Origin of the sequence: Bacillus chungangensis (genome assembly GCF_030812995.1) — a bacterium.
Taxonomy (GTDB): domain Bacteria; phylum Bacillota; class Bacilli; order Bacillales; family Bacillaceae_C; genus Bacillus_CF; species Bacillus_CF chungangensis.
This window is the reverse complement of record NZ_JAUSTT010000019.1, coordinates 81,306-98,998: the sequence shown is the minus strand read 5'-3', so window position 1 is coordinate 98,998 and position 17,693 is coordinate 81,306. Positions and strand designations below refer to the sequence as shown.

The 17,693-nt window shown below is 37.8% G+C and carries 17 protein-coding genes; 16 read left to right on the top strand and 1 reads right to left on the bottom strand.

Translation table 11 applies throughout. The features are described 5' to 3' along the window. Positions 1 to 470 precede the first annotated feature (470 nt). The 10 genes from spoIID (at position 471) to J2S08_RS15255 (ending at position 10,583) form a co-directional block, all read left to right on the top strand. A complete protein-coding gene (spoIID, locus tag J2S08_RS15300) occupies positions 471 to 1,502 on the top strand; it encodes a stage II sporulation protein D (protein ID WP_307230994.1) in 1,032 nt (343 codons plus the stop codon). 94 nt (positions 1,503 to 1,596) lie between these two features. After that, positions 1,597 to 2,556, top strand: coding sequence for a peptidoglycan DD-metalloendopeptidase family protein (locus J2S08_RS15295; protein ID WP_307230992.1), 960 nt, complete (start codon positions 1,597 to 1,599; stop codon positions 2,554 to 2,556). A 620-nt stretch (positions 2,557 to 3,176) separates the two neighbouring features. Next, a complete protein-coding gene (spoIIID, locus tag J2S08_RS15290; RefSeq protein WP_307230991.1) occupies positions 3,177 to 3,437 on the top strand; it encodes a sporulation transcriptional regulator SpoIIID in 261 nt (86 codons plus the stop codon). 791 nt (positions 3,438 to 4,228) lie between these two features. Beyond that, positions 4,229 to 5,227 (top strand): rod shape-determining protein, encoded by a 999-nt coding sequence (mreB, locus tag J2S08_RS15285; RefSeq protein ID WP_307230989.1) that lies wholly within the window; start codon positions 4,229 to 4,231, stop codon positions 5,225 to 5,227. 336 nt (positions 5,228 to 5,563) lie between these two features. Next, on the top strand, positions 5,564 to 6,403 hold the full coding sequence (locus J2S08_RS15280; protein WP_307230987.1) for a flagellar hook-basal body protein: 840 nt from the start codon (positions 5,564 to 5,566) through the stop codon (positions 6,401 to 6,403). A 29-nt stretch (positions 6,404 to 6,432) separates the two neighbouring features. Further along, a complete protein-coding gene (locus tag J2S08_RS15275) occupies positions 6,433 to 7,275 on the top strand; it encodes a flagellar hook-basal body protein (protein ID WP_307230985.1) in 843 nt (280 codons plus the stop codon). A gap of 121 nt (positions 7,276 to 7,396) precedes the next feature. After that, positions 7,397 to 8,044 carry a DNA-directed RNA polymerase subunit beta gene (locus J2S08_RS15270; RefSeq protein ID WP_307230983.1) on the top strand — a complete coding sequence of 216 codons (648 nt, stop codon included), beginning with the start codon at positions 7,397 to 7,399 and terminating at the stop codon, positions 8,042 to 8,044. A gap of 461 nt (positions 8,045 to 8,505) precedes the next feature. Beyond that, the gene (fabZ, locus tag J2S08_RS15265) at positions 8,506 to 8,934 is read left to right on the top strand and encodes a 3-hydroxyacyl-ACP dehydratase FabZ (protein WP_307230981.1); all 429 of its coding nucleotides are present in this window, start codon (positions 8,506 to 8,508) and stop codon (positions 8,932 to 8,934) included. A gap of 485 nt (positions 8,935 to 9,419) precedes the next feature. Next, a complete protein-coding gene (locus tag J2S08_RS15260) occupies positions 9,420 to 9,668 on the top strand; it encodes a hypothetical protein (protein ID WP_307230979.1) in 249 nt (82 codons plus the stop codon). 528 nt (positions 9,669 to 10,196) lie between these two features. Next, positions 10,197 to 10,583 carry a hypothetical protein gene (locus tag J2S08_RS15255; RefSeq protein ID WP_307230977.1) on the top strand — a complete coding sequence of 129 codons (387 nt, stop codon included), beginning with the start codon at positions 10,197 to 10,199 and terminating at the stop codon, positions 10,581 to 10,583. A 417-nt stretch (positions 10,584 to 11,000) separates the two neighbouring features. Here J2S08_RS15255 and J2S08_RS15250 read toward each other — a convergent pair whose 3' ends face one another. Beyond that, the gene (locus J2S08_RS15250; protein ID WP_307230976.1) at positions 11,001 to 11,438 is read right to left on the bottom strand and encodes a YwpF-like family protein; all 438 of its coding nucleotides are present in this window, start codon (positions 11,436 to 11,438) and stop codon (positions 11,001 to 11,003) included. A 392-nt stretch (positions 11,439 to 11,830) separates the two neighbouring features. On the opposite strand from J2S08_RS15250, the gene J2S08_RS15245 reads away from it, so the two are divergent. The 6 genes from J2S08_RS15245 (at position 11,831) to J2S08_RS15220 (ending at position 17,690) form a co-directional block, all read left to right on the top strand. Further along, positions 11,831 to 12,190: a single-stranded DNA-binding protein gene (locus tag J2S08_RS15245; RefSeq protein WP_307230975.1), complete on the top strand. Its 360-nt coding sequence runs from the start codon at positions 11,831 to 11,833 to the stop codon at positions 12,188 to 12,190. Positions 12,191 to 12,285: 95 nt separating this feature from the next. Next, the gene (locus J2S08_RS15240; RefSeq protein WP_307230974.1) at positions 12,286 to 12,471 is read left to right on the top strand and encodes a hypothetical protein; all 186 of its coding nucleotides are present in this window, start codon (positions 12,286 to 12,288) and stop codon (positions 12,469 to 12,471) included. 398 nt (positions 12,472 to 12,869) lie between these two features. Beyond that, a complete protein-coding gene (locus J2S08_RS15235; protein WP_307230972.1) occupies positions 12,870 to 13,340 on the top strand; it encodes a C40 family peptidase in 471 nt (156 codons plus the stop codon). A 500-nt stretch (positions 13,341 to 13,840) separates the two neighbouring features. Continuing rightward, on the top strand, positions 13,841 to 15,052 hold the full coding sequence (locus J2S08_RS15230) for a M20 metallopeptidase family protein (protein ID WP_307230970.1): 1,212 nt from the start codon (positions 13,841 to 13,843) through the stop codon (positions 15,050 to 15,052). Next, positions 15,049 to 16,365 carry an amidohydrolase gene (locus tag J2S08_RS15225; protein ID WP_307230968.1) on the top strand — a complete coding sequence of 439 codons (1,317 nt, stop codon included), beginning with the start codon at positions 15,049 to 15,051 and terminating at the stop codon, positions 16,363 to 16,365. The genes J2S08_RS15230 and J2S08_RS15225 overlap by 4 nt, the downstream gene beginning before the upstream one ends. 56 nt (positions 16,366 to 16,421) lie before the next feature. After that, complete coding sequence (locus J2S08_RS15220) at positions 16,422 to 17,690, top strand: M20 family metallo-hydrolase (RefSeq protein WP_307230966.1); 1,269 nt, start codon at positions 16,422 to 16,424, stop codon at positions 17,688 to 17,690. Positions 17,691 to 17,693: the final 3 nt, after the last annotated feature.

Sequence of the window (17,693 nt, the reverse complement as noted above, 5' to 3'; positions counted from 1 at the left end):
CATAACAAGTAACACATGGGTAAGCCGTATGCCTTAGTAGGGCACGTACGGTTTGATGAGGGAGTAACCTCGAAAGAGGTTACTCTACTCTATGTGCTTATCATTAGGATATACCTAAGAGATACTAGCTGCTTATGTGCGGCGGCATCTACTTAATGCCTTGCTATCGATTGCACTGTACTTGTACATTGATAAATCTCTTTTCTTCTAAATAGAAGCGTCATTTTAAATATTTTGCTGGTATAAAAGTATCTTAAAATCCATAAAGATGTTAATAGCTGATCTTTATAAGAAAAGGCAGCTCCTTTTCCTATTCAAATAAGGATGCTGCTTTTTGCCAATGGTTCAAAGGTTCGAAAGTATTCTTAAGAAAATCAAATCATCTAATAGTAAATCTGTTGATAGAACCGAATGATATGATTTAAAAAGGTAATGGTCAGCTGTCAAAACAGTGGATTGGGGGCCTGTGAATGAAGCAATGTAAATCTATTTCAACGATTATTTTTCTAGTAGTACTTCTATCTTTCATGATTCCTTCCATGTTAGTCCTTCCTATTTCTTCTGCAAGCACGATGAATAAAGCAGAAAAAACACCTCAAAAAATGGAAGAAAGAAAACAAACCAATGTGCTTAATGAGAAAGAGGCAATGACAGTGGCGGTATATCGAGCGCAAACTGAAGCAATAGACAACCTTCCCCTGGAAGAATATGTTGCAGGTGTTGTAGCCTCAGAAATGCCCGCAGGATTTGAAATGGAAGCCTTAAAGGCACAAGCACTAGCAGCACGAACCTATATTGTGAAAAAATTAATGTCACCTTCTCACCATGATACCCCGAAAGATGCTGATGTAACAGACACTGTTCAGCATCAAGTTTACAAAGATAGCAAAGGTTTAAGAGAAATGTGGGGAAAGGCTTATGAAGTAAATATGAAAAAAATAACAGAAGCAGTGAAAGCAACAGAAGGAAAAATAATGACATATAATGATCAGCCCATTTTTGCTGCGTTTTTTTCAATAAGTAATGGCTTTACAGAAAATGCAGGAGATTATTGGGGGGAAGATATTCCATATTTAAAAGCAATTGAAAGCCCTTGGGATAAACAGGTTTCTACTTTTTTAAGTAAAAAGAGCATACCAATCCGAGAATTTGAAGATAAACTTGGCGTCACATTAGATCATACAAGTGATATTGGCATTATTACAGCAAGAACCCCTGGAAACCGAGTTGCAAAAGTCTCGATAAAGGATAAAGAGTTTTCCGGAAGAGATATTCGTGAAAAACTAGATCTTCGTTCAACCGATTTCTATTGGGAAAAAAGTGGAGATCACATTATTATTACAACAAAAGGATATGGACATGGAGTTGGACTAAGTCAATATGGTGCAAATGAAATGGCAAAAGAAGGAAAGGGATACGAAGAAATTGTACGCCACTATTATCGCGGTATAGAAATTTCTTCTAGTGATGCTTACTTATCGAAACAAGTTGCAAGAAAATAGAGAACTTCGTTCAGCAAGTTTTTCACATGAAGTCTTGATCTGCTTCTAAACTTTTTCTACCCTCACTGGGCAAAATGCAGTGGGGGTAAAAACGATGAAAAAAATGGCATACATAATTGCTATGATACAGGCTATACTAAACCTTTTAACTTTTTCACATTGGAACGTATATATTTTCAGCTATTTGTTCAAAATGATAGCTGAGGTGATGATAATGAGAGAGGAAGAAAAGAAACAATCTTCTCGAAAGATGAAAATACGAAGCATGTTCAAAAAACGGTGGGTTTTCCCAGCGATTTACCTTGTCAGTGCAGCCTTGGTCATTATTGCAGTTTTTTGGTTTCAATCAGCAAATCGGGATCATACAGCTCAAGATAAATACAATCTTGATTCAAATTTATTAACACAGGAAAACATGGATGAACCTGCTGTAGAGGTTAGTAATCCTACAGAAAACTTTAAAATGCCTGTGAAAAATCCAGAAAATGCTGTCATTGAAAAGGAATTTTATGATAAAGATGCATCAAAAGAAAAGCAACAAGAGGCGTTGATTGTCTATAAAAATTCTTATTATCCAAATCGTGGAATTGACATTGTGATGAAGGATGGCAAAGAATTTAAAGTATTAGCAGCGATGAGTGGAACAGTTGCTAATGTTCAAGAAGATTCGCTATTAGGGAATACCATACTCATTGAACATGAACAAGGTGTTACGACTCAATATCAATCTGTTAAAGACATCAAAGTGGAAGTTGGCGATCAAGTAAAACAAGGGCAAGCACTAGCTACAGCAAGTAATAGTGCCTTTCATGAGAATGCTGGCATACACGTTCACTTTGAAATCCGTAAAGACGATATACCTGTTGATCCAATCTCTTACTTTAACAAACCGATCACTGCCCTTGTTGAGAAAGTGGAAGATGTTGAGGAGCAAGCGGATAAAGATGAGCAATCAGTAGAAGAGAAAGATCCTCAAGACGCTGATTCTACACCAGAAATGGAAGATGTCGATTCTCCGCTTGAAAAAGAGATAGACGCAAAAGATAAAGAATAATGACTAATCTAAAGTGAAATTTCATATTAAAAGTCATAAAGCGGGCGTTTAACGCTCTATAATGAACAAAGAAAGTAGGGTTGACTTCATTTAAGGTCGGCTCTACTCATTTTTTTTGAAACGACATATTTCTCAGGAAATAAATTATTCTTGAGATATCCTTTGCCTTTTAACTTATTGCGGCATTTTATAAAACTATATGATGATAAAACATTAACATCATGTTATGTAACGAACATATATTCTTGAGTTATCTCCATTTACTCTCAGTAGCAAAACAATTCAATTCCACCGATTAACCCCTCCATAGAGCAATTTTACATCATAAAAAAGCATTTTCTAAAGAAAGCCTTGTCCCTATTGTACAATTCGTGCATATATCTTATCCCATTTTAATAAAATGTTACAAACTTGACTTAAAAAAAAGAGAGTGTTTGAGGTGAGGAGCCAATTATAGGTCGTACATCCAGCTAAATATATGATTTAATCCTTCTATACCTAGAACTGTAAGCAAATAAACGTCATCATAAAAAATTTGCTGCAGCGGCACTGTATCATGTCGAGATGAGGGCGAGTCTCATTTCACACTTCTCACATCCAATTTAGGGAGGGCGAGTGGTGTGCACGATTACATCAAAGAGAGGACTATCAAGATTGGAAGGTATATCGTGGAGACGAGAAAAACAGTTCGCGTCATTGCGAAAGAGTTTGGCGTGTCCAAAAGTACTGTCCACAAAGATCTAACAGAAAGATTGCCTGAGATTAATCCTGAATTAGCATTAGAAGTAAAGGCGATATTAGATTATCATAAATCTATTAGACATTTACGAGGGGGAGAAGCAACGAAGCAAAAATACCGGAGAGAAGAAGTGCAAAGTTAACTGTGATCTCCTTTCTATAGAAATAATAAAAATTAATTGGTTATATACGAATCTTCGTTTATTGAAAATTTCCTTTTGGTTGAAATAAACTACTTTTAGAGAGAGCACAGCCTCTTATCAATGTTAGCAATTTAAAAGAATTCACGATGTGTAACAGAATGGATTTGGAAGGGGTATGCCTCTTCCTTTTTTTATTTTATCCCACATCTAACTGCAGTAAGCATTCCATATCATGGAGTAAGAGGAATCAGAAGCACTAGGTGGGGGATAACTGAAAGTCAAATGTCCGATTGGTTCGGGCCGACAGGATAAGGAAAGCTTTTTGAATCAACATCGCATGAAGAAAAAGTGCGCTTCTTTTTCGAGGATGTCGGTCACAAAGACGCTGCAACAGGACAAAGAAAGCTTCGGGCAGCGATACATCGCGGTTTCCTTTTCGAGGACGCCTGCGACCTTAGCCTTTGTTCTACTTCTTATCAGTAGGGGATGAGAAAACCCCCACTGATGAAAGTTTTACTTTATCTATCAAATAAGACAAATAGGTAATAAAATCATTAATTTTTTTTTACAATTGATTCCTTCTTTGGACACTTGTATGATAGAATAAACTATTAGGGAAGTGAACTCGTTTGGTCGATGTTTATCTTTCTAAATTGTAAGGAGATAATCGCAGCTTGCTGTATTTTGCTTGTACGCTCTTGTCTCAATAGGTGAAAGAAAACAATGATTGTAAGAAGCTTTTACATAGATTATTGAAGATGTAATGTAAGTATAGGAAGGGGTCTTATAGAATGTTTGCAAAAGATATCGGAATTGATTTAGGGACAGCAAATGTGTTGATGCATGTAAGAGGGCAAGGAATTGTCTTAAATGAACCATCTGTTGTTGCGATAGATAAAAACACAAATAAAGTATTAGCTGTTGGAGAAGAAGCGAGACGTATGGTAGGGAGAACCCCTGGAAATATTGTTGCCATTCGTCCACTAAGAGATGGTGTGATAGCCGATTTCGATGTTACGGAGTCTATGCTGAAATACTTTATTAATAAATTGAATGTAAAGGGCTTTTTATCAAAGCCGCGCATTCTTATTTGTTGTCCAACTAATATCACAAGTGTAGAACAAAAAGCAATTAAGGAAGCTGCTGAAAAAAGCGGCGGCAAAAAAATATATTTAGAAGAAGAACCTAAGGTATCAGCAATCGGAGCAGGTATGGATATCTTGCAGCCAAGTGGAAACATGGTGGTGGATATTGGCGGCGGTACGACAGATATTGCTGTTCTTTCAATGGGAGATATTGTTACATCGGCCTCTATCAAGATGGCAGGAGATAAGTTCGATAGTGAAATTCTTAACTACATTAAAAAAGAGTATAAGCTGCTTATTGGTGAACGAACATCAGAAGATATTAAAGTAAATATTGGCACTGTCTTTCGAGCGCGCAACGAGGAAATGGATATTCGTGGACGAGATATGGTGACAGGCTTGCCGCGTACATTAACCGTCAATTCAAGGGAAATTGAGGAAGCACTTCGTGAATCTGTTGAAGTGATCGTTCAGGCTGCAAAAAATGTATTAGAAAAAACCCCGCCTGAATTATCGGCTGATATTATTGATCGTGGAGTTATTCTTACGGGCGGAGGCGCATTGCTGCACGGAATTGACCAATTGCTGGCAGAAGAATTAAAGGTTCCTGTATTGGTTGCAGAAAATCCAATGGACTCTGTTGCCATTGGAACAGGCATCATGCTGGAAAACATAGATAAAATAGCAAGCCATCGTTTTGCTTAAATATCTTAGGCCTGATCACGAAAGAGTATTCAAACGGAAAAGCAATCCTAAACAAGACACTCATTGATTACAAGCAGATTGCATTGTGTCACCATATGATTCTACATATGGAATGCAAGCAAGTGAAACAGTCTTTGTCCCAACTTCTTGCTCAATAGAGGTGGGAAACGAATTTCTCTTCTGGAATAAGTAAATGTTAGATAGATTCAGGCCGATACAACAAGTAGAGCTTCCTAAATTAGCATCGCAGATTTTTAGGGTCATCGCGTATAAATTGGAATCTTCGTTTATGAAGAGAAATGCAACTGTTAAAATAATCATATTGAGGTGGTAAAAATGTTAAGGGGTTTTTATACCGCAGCTTCTGGAATGATTTCCCAGCAGCGTAAAACAGAGATGCTTGTAAATAACATGGCAAATGTGAATACACCAGGTTTTAAAGGAGAGCAATCTTCTATGCGCGCTTTTCCAGAGTTGCTCTTGCAAAGATTTGATAAACAATCGGTTCCCACGCAAAAACCTTTAAATATGCCTTTTTCTCCGCAAATAGGAGGTCTAAATACGGGTGTATATATGCAGGAGGCAATTCCTCAATTTGCACAGGGAGATATCCGTGAAACAGAGTTAAATACTGATTTTGCTTTAATAGATGGAACAATGCCAATCAATCCAGAAACTGGCCGCAGCGGCACTATTTTCTTTTCTGTAGAGCATCCAAATGGCGGGCAGCGGTATACACGCAATGGAAACTTTACGTTAGATGCTGCGGGTTATCTAACAACAATGAATGGTTTGTATGTGCTTAATCCAGAGGGGAATCGCATTTTACTGGCAAATGAAGATTTCAATATGAATCGTGCCGGAGAGATTATGGTAAATGACACGGTAGTTGGAAGAATTGGCGTTGCCTATGCAGATAACCCAGAATTATTGATTAAAGAAGGAGAAGGCTTGTATCGGACGGTAAATGGTGAAAACCTTCCAAACGCTTTTAATGCAGCAGGTGTTGAATTTGAAGTTAGACAACGTTTTCTTGAGCGTTCTAATGTAGATGCATCGCAAACAATGACAGCAATGCTAACTGCTTATAGAGCTTTTGAAGCAAATCAAAAGGTGCTGCAAGCCTATGATCGCAGCATGGATAAAGCTGTAAATGAAATTGGGCGTGTAAATTAATATAGGGCGCTATCAGGGAGGGAATTTACTTGAATAGAACGATGCTGACAGCAACAAATACAATGAATCAATTGCAAAAAAAGCTGGATGTGATTGGCCACAACTTAGCTAATATTAATACAAATGGTTTTAAACGAAGAGAGGCAACATTTACGGAACTCATGTACCAGCAATTTGATAATCAGCCGGATGCAGCAAGGGAAATAGGCCGCTTAACTCCTAATGGCGTTCGCCAAGGCGTTGGCAGTAAAATTGCCCATACTGAGCTGGTGCTCACTCAAGGCAGTCTTAAAGGGACAGATAGATCATTAGATATTGCTTTTACAAAGCCGAATCAATTTTTAAAAGTATTGGTACAAGAAAATGATGTCTCCTCCGTCCAATATACGAGAGATGGTTCTCTCCATGTAACGCCTGTTGGAGAAAACGAAGTGATGCTTGTGAATAGCCAGGGTTATCCAGTACTCGATGAAAATGAAAACATCATCGTGATGACAGAGGGCAGCAAAGACTTGCAGTTTTCACAACAAGGAGTGTTGACAACTACTCAATATAATGGGCAGCAGGAAAGATTTAACCTTGGTATAATAGAAGTGAATAAACCGCAATTCTTTGAACAAAAAGGCGAAAATATGATTGGTTTGCCTAAAAATATTGATGATCTTGATGTAAATCAAGCAGTTGTTATGACTGATTTAACTGGAGAATTACGCAATAATGTTTCGATAAAGCAATTTTCATTAGAAAATTCTAACGTAGATATGGCAAAGGAAATGTCGGAATTGGTTAATGTACAACGTTCTTACCAATTTCAAGCAAGATCCGTTACCATTGCAGATCAAATGATGGGATTGGTAAATGGTATACGCTAAAGTGTAAGTTCAAGAAGATAAAAAAGTGCAGTGTGGAACACTGGAACGTATGAGATTGCGTATCCCGTAGCAAGCTGATACTAACTAACTTTTTGAACAAACTCTAAAGGAGTTTTTTGAAATGGATGAGAAAGACACTCGTAGGTCAACTGAAAAGAACTCAAATAAGGACGAAAGTAGTCGACAGGATACGAAACGGCATTTAGAGCAGGGGCTGAATAAACGCCTGCGTTTTAGGACTAGGTCGAATGAAAAAATGCGCACGAATGTTTCTTCAGGACTAATCGAAAATGAACAAACTAGTCATCGTTCATATAAGCTTTCAGAAAAAAATGACCAAATTGTCAATCATGGCAGCAAAATAGCTGTTGCACAAACGAGCACATCTGATCATCCTACTTTAGCAAATAATAAAAATAATAAAGGTTATAATGGTAAAACAAATATGATGGAATCTTCCAATAATATTGTACAAACACGTGATCAATTTAAAAATACAGCTATGAAGGAACAAAAAGAGCTTACACGTGCCGAAAAGAGAAAGCTTAAAAAACAAGAAAAAGCCGAAGCATTGCTCAGTGGCCAAAAACAAATTAAAATTCGTCTTTTTCCAATTTGGCTTCGTATTTTGATTGTGCTCTTTTTCCTTATTGTTAGTACCATTGCAGGAGCAATGATTGGCTATGGTGTTATTGGCGATGGAAAACCAACTGACGTATTTAAAAAATCTACATGGACTCACATTATTGATATTGTAAATAAAAAATAAGTGGCAATATGAAAAGGATTATTTTAAGCTTTTAAAGAATGAAAAGTGAGATGCCTGTCCTAACATGAAAAAATGGACAGGCTATGTTCGTCTATCAAAACTTTAATGAGAATTTATGAGTAAAATGGCTTCTTTTAGGATTTTTAATTCTATGTATTTTACAAATTTATCCCACATCTAACTGTGTCAGTAAGACCCCCACCTCAAGAGTAAGAGGAATCAAGAAGTCTAGGTGGGGGATAACCGCCAGTAAATGTCCGATTGGTTCGGGCCTACAGGACGTAGGTCACTCAAGCGTTGCGACAGGACAAGGAAAGCTTTGGAAGTGATACATCGCACGAAGAAAAAGCGGTTTCCTTTTTCAAGGACGTAGCGCTTTTAGCTTGAGATCCTTTGTATGGGGGATGAGAGAAAACCCCCACTGATGGAAGTTTCACTTTATTTTTCAAGGAGGTATTTTCATGCTGGATATACAACAAATTAAAGAAATCATCCCTCATCGTTATCCTTTTTTATTGGTAGATAAGATCATTGAAATAGAAGAAGGAAAAAGGGCGGTAGGCATCAAAAATGTAACGGCAAATGAGCAATTTTTTAACGGCCATTTCCCTGACTACCCTGTTATGCCAGGTGTTTTGGTTGTAGAAGCACTTGCTCAGGTTGGCGCTGTTGCGATGCTAAAAAAAGCAGAAAACCGTGATCGCCTTGCCTTATTTACAGGTATTGACCGCTGTCGAATTAGACGGCAAGCGAAGCCAGGAGATCAATTGCGGCTTGAAGTGGAATTGACTCGTGTTCGTGGAAAAGCCGGGAAAGGCAAAGGTATAGCAACTGTTGATGGTGAAGTTGTTTGTGAAACTGAAATCATGTTTGCGCTAGCAGATAAATAATGTTAACGTAGTGATCATTAAATGCCTGTTCAAAAATGGAAGGGCATTCAATTTTAAATTCGTTTTTTTACTGGGCTTCCGAAAAGAATTCTCCCACTTCTAAATGGGGAAGGGCTTAGCCCAATGAAAGTGGGAGATGAATTTTCGGTTGGCCTTAAGCCAAAATATTGTATTTTCTCTAGGGGCAGGGACTGCCCTTATAGCTTGGTAAATATAGATAGCTAACAAAAGTATCTAGTTCCCAAGAAGCTCCCACTTCAATCAGACCGCAAGGTCGATAAATGGTGAGTAGTTCACGATGTTTACTTTATTTATGCACTATAAAGCAGTATTCATGTCTGCTTCCCCTCACAATAGTCAACAAAGTAAGATAAACAGAAATGAAGTATAAAAATAAAATATTTTTGCTGTTTTTTGGGTATGCTAACTTCAGACTACCATTTAGGTCGTCCATTATTAAAAAAATGATAAAAGGAGCATATCATATGTACAAAAAACTACTTAAAATCATTGGCACATCTGTCATGGCTTCTCTGCTTCTTGTTGGTTGTACAGCAGCAGACAATGACAATCAAAATCCACCTCCTGAAAACGGGAATAACGGGGTAGACAGAGATATGAATGGGAATAACGGGGTAGACGGAGATACGAATGGGAATAACGGGGGAGACAGAGACACAGGTTTAAATGGTAATACTGACGACAATGACGATACGAATAATAATTTAAAATGATGATACAAATCGAGAAGTAGAAAGCAGGGGATCCCCTGCTTTTCCTATTCATTTACTAGGAATAAATATTTGCATATTAAGAAGAGATAAAGTAAAGTTGCCATCAGTGGGATGTCTCATTATTGGGTCACGATCTCAAGCTAAAAGCTCATGCTGCAATTATCAAAATGAACTACATTTTTTAAAAACAGCGAGGCTGATTTAAGAAATATTCCTTACTTAGTAAATCTCAAACTTTGGCTATTTGTGAGATAAAAATGAAAGCTCACATCCCACTTCTGACATCTCATCTCTTACAGATGGAAATTTTGATTTATCTGTTAGTTATGAGATAAAAATCAGTTATTTTCAAGTATCATTTGCTAAACATAGATTTTTACAGTAAAATGCATAAATAGCACCATATTTTTTGTCAATGAAAATCAAGAGGCTTGGACCAGGCTTTGCGGCACTTATTGACACAAGATTTAATTATCAATATAGATGACGGGAAAGAGGACAGTAATTATTAGGAGGTACTTTTCATAGATGTTAAAAGATTTATCGGCAGGAATCAAAATTAGTATTACTAGGTCCATTACAACGGCATTTGAACAATATATGGAAAAGATCTCATGGGATGAAAATAAGTATGATTTAAGCAATTTCATTAAAGAGTGGCGTACGTATATTAATAATCACTCAACTTGGTTTGCAAAAGTGGATGAACAGATAAAAAATAATCCTCGCTTTCATGAAGATCTGGCGATAAAAATAAATGAAACGATCGAAAAAATTATTAATGAAGAACCAACGGAAGAACAAATTCAAAAACTAAACGAACTGCAAAAAAAATTAAAAAAAGAAATCACTTATTCCTGTAAAGCAGAAGCGAAATATTTAATCGAAACGTTAGAAAAACAATTGGAAAATTAAAAGCTGTACAAGTCTTCAATATAGAGATGACTGGAATAACATTTGCTATTACATGATCATATTTTACTAAGAACCATAAATAAAAACAGCATGGAGAAATTTCCGCGCTGTTTTTTTCATTGCTTCATGAGTAATGAGACTCACAACTTAGGACTCAAACAGAAGGAATTGTTTAAGTGTCTCCTTTTAGAAGCTGCTATAAAGTTGGAAAGGAAAGTAGTAGTCAGTGCTCTATTTTCTCTATATATTCAGTTTTATCCCACATCTAACTGGCAGTAAGACCCCCACCTCAAGAGTTAAGAGGATTCGAAGAAGTCTAGGTGGGGGATAACTGCCAGTAAATGTCCGATTGGTTCAACTAACCATCAGTGGGGGAAGAGAGAAAACCCCCACAGATGGAAGTTTCACTTTAATTTATTAGGATGTTGTTTTTTTAACTGCGAGCCGTGGCTTGACTCGTATTCGTTGTTTGAATTCCCTCAGTAGTGCTTCCCCACTAAGACCTTCTGCAAGAAGCTTGCTCAAAATTAATTCCGCATATTCATTGCGTTCAGCTTTTAAATGCCCTTCAAATAACACACTCATACAATTGCCAAGCTTGTTTATAGAATGAATATGGGTTTTAAATGGCGCAGGATCGTTCGCTTCATGAGTAATGACAACTTGAATATCGATGTCGCCATTTTTTTGTTGGGCTTGACCAAAGTAATCATAATACTGCGCATCAATATAAGCTTCAATCAGCCATGTCTGTTTTTCATCTTCTTTATTAATAATGAGGCCATCCATTAAAGGAATATCTTTTATGTTATTATCTTCTATTATTTGCAAGGCAACGATTTTAAACGTTTTCATATTCGTTCCTCCAAATTCTGTTTTATAAATTATACCATATACGAAAAGGAGCTCTTCATGAATTTTCTTCCCTAAAAATGCAAGAAAGAATAAAACATTCGACAATGGGAAATTTTCCATCTGATCAACTCTTATCGCGTCGATCCAAATCTCTACATAATGCTCTATGTTATTTAGTATTTGAGATGAGAATTTTCTTGCCTGTTAATAAAAATATAAAAAAGTTTATTTTCATTATTTTTATTTAAAAATGGCTGGAAAAAGAAACTCTCTTACCGTGATATCACTATTTTGAAGAATAAAGCGACATAAAAAAAGCATTTTCGATATTTTACTTTACAAGATTATTCTTTTAGAATATAGGTAATTAGATAGAAAGGAGTTGAGAAAATGTGCTGAATCAGGTCACGTTAGTGGGAAGACTAACAAAAGCCCCAATTCTTCGCCAAACAGTAGAAGGAAAATCAGTTTTAAATATTACCCTTGCTTTAACTCGACATTATAAGAACCGCAATGGAGAGTTGGAAGCTGATTTTGTATTATGTACACTTTGGCATAAAGTGGCGGAAAATACGTCAAAATATTGCAAAAAAGGTTCTCTTATTGGCATAGTTGGCAGGATTCAAACAAGAAATTATGAAAATCAAGAAGGCATAAAGGTGTATATTACCGAAGTAATAGCAGAATCTGTACGTTTCCTTGGAAAAAAACCCACAGAATACCGTGATCCTCCACGATTCGCCACGAAGTAATCCCATTTATCGATTTATATCCAGAAAAAAAGTAAAGGGAGGTGAACCTAGTCAAATCTTATTTACTTTAATAAGAGAGTGAACGAGGTGATTGATTGACAGAACAGGAAAGAATCGAACGGCTAGAATTGTTAGTTGAAGACATCCTTCTAAAATTGGCAAAAGCAAGACAACAAGCTTCTAGTCTAGAAAACCGCCTAAATACTGCGGAAAATAAACTCCATCAACTAGAAAGAAAATATCGTTTGCTTCATTCTCCCCCTACTATTTCTGTTCATTAAACGCAGCTAAAAATACCACCACTTTTATATCCTCATTTTAAGGCTTCTGACAACATTTTATGTTGACAGGAGCTTTTTTTTAATGCATACAAATGCTGTAATAATGGGGTTTATAAGAATAAATCAATGAAGAATAAAAAGGAAAAAAAGATCTCCGATTCAAAAGTCGATGTTTTTTCCATGAATAATGTCTCTCTTAAGCTTTTTCTGCCATGAAGAGAATCAATACATTACAGCATTTGCTATGCTTTAACAAATTAAACCCTATTATTTTGCAAAATATTACCCTGAAACATGAATGTAATGTAACTGTAAAATAAAATCCTCGAAATATCTGTTAAGATGTTTTTAACAAGAAGACAAGCTAATTAATGACATCAATCGAGGTGGTTAAAAGAATGAAAAGGAATATCGTCTTTTTTTTGACAGTACTTTTATTCGTTGCTTTTAGTTCAGTAAATCCACATAAAGCGAGTGCGGCAGAATCTACTAAAACACAAGATATTCTTAATTATGCATTAGAATTTAAAGGTGTAAAATATAAGTACGGTGGAAATTCGCCAAGTTCGGGATTTGATTGTTCAGGCTATATTTTGTACGTGTATAAGAATTTTGGCACAGACCTTCCGAGAACATCAGCTGAACAATTCAACGTTGGAACACCGATTGAAAAGGATTCATTAAAACCAGGAGACTTAGTTTTTTTTCAAAATACATATAAGCAAGGCATTTCACATACAGGTATATACTTAGGAAACAATGAATTTATCAGTGCAGAGGATCAAGGCGTTTCAGTAGCTTCATTAGACAGCTCTTATTGGGGGCCAAAGTATGCAGGCGCAAAACGCGTAATTGAAACAACAGATTGATAGAATTACTGATAATCGAAATAAAAAAGCAGTGATGCATCTTCACTGCTTTTTTTTAATGAAAATTTTTCAAATAACTTGGATTTTATCCCACATCTAACTGGCAAGTCAAGCCCCCCACCTCGGGGAGTAAGAGGAATCAGAAGCGCTAGGTGGGGGATAACTGAAAGTCAAATATTCGATTGGTTCGGGCCAACAGAATGTTGGTCACTCAAGCGTTGCGACAGGACAAGGAAAGCTTCGGCAGTGATACATCGCACGAAGAAAAAGCGGTTTCCTTTTTCGAGGACGTCGCGCTTTTAGCTTGAGATCCTTTGTATGGGGGATGAAAGAAAACCCCCACTGATGGAAGTTTCACTTTATTTTTTAAAAATTTTTTAAAAAAACAAGTGCATTTTTTATCATCATCTTTTATAATAGCAATTAACGGACTTTTAAGGATAATTTCCTTAAATAGATAATAGGCTTAAAAATCGATTTGAAATGAGAGGAGATGAAACATGAATAAAAAAGTAAAGGATGCACTGCGGTTGATTGCACCTGAAGTATTAAACATCCGTCGGCATCTTCATCAATATCCTGAATTAAGCGGTGAAGAAGTAGAAACCTCCAAGCTGATCCAAGAAAGACTAGCGGCATATCATATTCCTTTTGAAACTGGCTTTGCTAAAACAGGTGTACTAGGAATAGTCGAAGGAGGACAGCCAGGTGGAACAATTGCTTTAAGAGCAGATTTCGATGCACTTCCTATTCAGGAGGAAAATAACGATGCTTTTACCTCTGTACATCCGAACATCATGCATGCGTGCGGGCATGACGCTCATACTGCCATGCTTTTAGGAGCTGGCTATATTTTGAATCAAGTGAAGGAATTGCTGCCAGGAAAGATTCTATTAGTCTTTCAACCAGCTGAAGAGAAAAGTCCAATAGGCGGAGCAAAACCAATGATGGATGACGGTGTATTTAAGACGCATATTCCAGATGTCATTTTTGGCCAGCATGTTTGGCCCGATTTGCCAGTAGGACAAATCGGTATTCGCGCGGGTGAAATGATGGGTAATTCTGATCGTTTTGTTATTACCGTAACGGGGTCTGGGGGGCATGCAAGTATGCCGCATCAAACCGTAGATGCGGTTGTTGCAGCTAGTCAGATTGTAACAGCATTGCAATCGATTGTAAGTCGAAAACTAAATCCATTAGATGCCGTTGTGCTGACAATTGGAAAACTAGATGGTGGTTATCGCTACAATGTGATAGCTGATGTAGTCACTTTAGAAGGAACACTTAGAACCTTTAGAAATGAAACAAAGCAACAAGCAAAAGCACATTTATATGCTATTTCTGAAAGCGTTGCCAAAGCGATGGGGGCAGAAGCAAAAGTAGTTTATTATGACGGTTACCCAGCTACGGTCAATTCTAGGAAGTGGGCGAATCTTGTAAAGAAAACAGCCCAAGCTGCATTAGGAGAAGAAGGAACGCCAGATATTCAGCCAAGTCTAGGAGGGGAAGATTTTGCAAGATATCTCGAAAAATATCCAGGAGCCTTCTTTTGGCTAGGAACTCAATTAAAAAACAAGGAATGGCAAAAACCTCTTCATGATCCCGGATTTTCATTAAATGAGGATGCACTTTCAATTGGAACAGAGCTGATGACAAACATTGCGATTGAAGCACTATATATGCTAAAAAATGAAAAGTGGACAGCCTCATGAATACATTAGCTATTGAAATGAAGCTTAATGGCTTTATCAAGCAATTAGAGCCGCAATTAAAAAGTTGGAGAAGGGCGTTTCATCGTTATCCAGAAATTGGATGGACTGAATATTGGACAACTTATCAGATCGGCAAAGAGCTGAAGAAGCTTGGGATGAAGATTGCAGTAGGGGAAGATGCAGTAGGGAATAGAAAAAAAATGGGACTTCCTCATACACAAATATTAACAGCAGCTGAAAAAAAAGCAAAGAAAGCAGGAGTCCCTGAAAGCTGGCTTGCGAAAATGAAAGGCGGAAAGACAGGACTCGCCGCACAATGGGATACTGGGAAGCCTGGGAAACACGTTGCTTTTCGTTTTGACATAGATGCACTGCCAATAACAGAAGCGTGCGATGCTTTACATGCTCCTTTTGTAAAAGGCTTTAGCTCTAACGAATCAGGAATCATGCATGCTTGCGGCCATGATGGACACATGGCGATTGGTCTTGGCCTCGCGTATTGTATGAAGCATTTTCAGCATGATTTAAAGGGAAAAATCACATTATTATTTCAGCCTGCGGAAGAAGGCGGACGTGGAGCAGCTGCCATGGTACAACAAGGGTGGCTCGATGACGTTGATGAATTTATTAGTGGGCATATTGGCATCTATCCTTTGCAGATTGGCGAGGTAGCAGCAAATACGACTCAATTTCTTGCATCCACAAAAATGGATATTTCTTTTAAAGGCCAAGCTGCTCATGCTGGAATCGAACCTGAAAAAGGCCAAAATGCATTATTGGCTTGTGCAGCAGCAAGCTTACACTTGCAAGGCATTTCCAGACATTCTGCTGGCATGACGAGAATTAATATCGGTAGATTAGAAGCTGGGACGGGCCGAAATATCATTTCAGATACTGGCCGAATGGAAATGGAAACCCGCGGTGAAACAGAAGCACTCAATGATTACATGGAGACAACTGCTAGAAGAATAATAGAAACAGCCGGGGACATGTACCAAGTTTCCACAAAAATAGATGTCGTCGGGAAAACAATCGATGCTGTTTGTGATAAGGAATGGATTTCCAGAATCGAAAATGTATGCAAAGATAGCAAGCGAATTAATCGTGTGATTCCAGAAGTACCGTTTGGCGGCTCAGAAGATGCAACTTTGATGATGCGAGCAGTTCAAAAACGAGGTGGAAAGGCAGTTTATTTATTATTTGGTACACCGATTACAAATGGACATCACCATCCCGCTTTTGATTTTGATGAAAATGTATTAATTGTTGCAGTCGAATTATTAGCAAGAATCTTATTGTTGTCAGAAAATTAGCAAATAAAAGTGTTCGGCTAAATCGTATATCAGAGGAGGAAAAAAGGGGGGATATTGTGAAGGAGTGGTTAAAAACGCATTTACATCAACTAAACCATGTAGCGACAATGAAGCAGTCCCATAGTTTTAATCGGCCTGCGTATAGTGAAGAAGAGTGGCAAGCGATGGAACGATTTTTCCAGATTGCAAGAACGCTCGAACTTGATGTTCGTCGTGACGAAGCGGGAAATTGTATTGCAAGATGGGAGCCAGAACATCATCGAAATCTCCCAGCTGTAGCAACGGGCTCTCATCTCGATACAGTAAAAAACGGAGGAGGCTACGATGGTACAGCAGGAGTGCTCTGTGGTCTAGGCGCAGTGAAGCAACTGAAAGATCAAGGGTTTATTCCAACATATCCAATTGAAGTTATTTGTTTTGCAGGGGAGGAATCAGCTCGTTTTGGCATCTCAACGATTGGTAGCAAGGCGATGACAGGTGTCCTGAATCCCGATGAAGTTGCTCATATCAAGGATGAAGTGGGAATTTCTTTGCAGGCAGCAGTCGAAGAAAGAGGATTATGCTGGTCAAAAATTAACAGCGCTTCGCGTCCACAACAAGAGATTAAAAGCTTCATTGAATTACATATAGAGCAGGGGAGACAGCTTCAAGACGCACAGGTCAATGTTGGGGTAGTAAGGGGGATCGCTTGTCCCATTCGCTTGAAATTAACGATTAATGGAATGGCAGGCCACACTGGTTCTACTCCGATGGGAAAAAGGCGGGATGCGCTTGTTGCAGCCGCTCCTCTCATCACATATGTATCAGAAACGAGCGAACAGCTATCTGAAAAAGGGGAACTTCCCCTTGTCGCAACGGTTAGTACGATCTGCTTGCTTCCAAATGCGATGAACGTTATTCCTGCTAAAGTGGAATTAGGTATTGATATTCGTAGTGTCGATGACAGCTTAAAAAAGGTAATGAAAACGAAAATAATGGAAAAATGTACCTATCTTGAAAAAGTATATCATGTTACAATCCAATTGGAGACGCTTGTTGATCAGCCTTCTATTGATTTGCCTATTGAGCAAAGAAAGAAGCTGAGATCAATAAGTGAATCACTAGGCTACAAATGTCTTGAAATGGATAGTGGAGCTGGGCATGATTGTATGAATATGGCTCAAAATTGGCCAACCGCACTCCTCTTTATTCCGTGTAGAGATGGAATTAGCCATCATCAAGATGAGCATGCATCTCTTCAAGACTTAGAACGTGGAACGGAAATCGTTGCCGCATATCTTGAACAGGAAGCAGGCACATTTTCTTTCACAGAGCCGGCATCTTAGCAG

Excerpts from the sequence above, each read along its gene's own strand:
- spoIID (WP_307230994.1), top strand. The coding sequence starts at position 471 with ATGAAGCAATGTAAATCTATTTCAACGATTATTTTTCTAGTAGTACTT.
- J2S08_RS15295 (WP_307230992.1), top strand. The coding sequence starts at position 1,597 with ATGAAAAAAATGGCATACATAATTGCTATGATACAGGCTATACTAAAC.
- mreB (WP_307230989.1), top strand. The coding sequence starts at position 4,229 with ATGTTTGCAAAAGATATCGGAATTGATTTAGGGACAGCAAATGTGTTG.
- J2S08_RS15280 (WP_307230987.1), top strand. The coding sequence starts at position 5,564 with ATGTTAAGGGGTTTTTATACCGCAGCTTCTGGAATGATTTCCCAGCAG.
- J2S08_RS15270 (WP_307230983.1), top strand. The coding sequence starts at position 7,397 with ATGGATGAGAAAGACACTCGTAGGTCAACTGAAAAGAACTCAAATAAG.
- fabZ (WP_307230981.1), top strand. The coding sequence starts at position 8,506 with ATGCTGGATATACAACAAATTAAAGAAATCATCCCTCATCGTTATCCT.
- J2S08_RS15260 (WP_307230979.1), top strand. The coding sequence starts at position 9,420 with ATGTACAAAAAACTACTTAAAATCATTGGCACATCTGTCATGGCTTCT.
- J2S08_RS15255 (WP_307230977.1), top strand. The coding sequence starts at position 10,197 with ATGTTAAAAGATTTATCGGCAGGAATCAAAATTAGTATTACTAGGTCC.
- J2S08_RS15250 (WP_307230976.1), bottom strand. The coding sequence starts at position 11,438 with ATGAAAACGTTTAAAATCGTTGCCTTGCAAATAATAGAAGATAATAAC.
- J2S08_RS15235 (WP_307230972.1), top strand. The coding sequence starts at position 12,870 with ATGAAAAGGAATATCGTCTTTTTTTTGACAGTACTTTTATTCGTTGCT.
- J2S08_RS15230 (WP_307230970.1), top strand. The coding sequence starts at position 13,841 with ATGAATAAAAAAGTAAAGGATGCACTGCGGTTGATTGCACCTGAAGTA.
- J2S08_RS15225 (WP_307230968.1), top strand. The coding sequence starts at position 15,049 with ATGAATACATTAGCTATTGAAATGAAGCTTAATGGCTTTATCAAGCAA.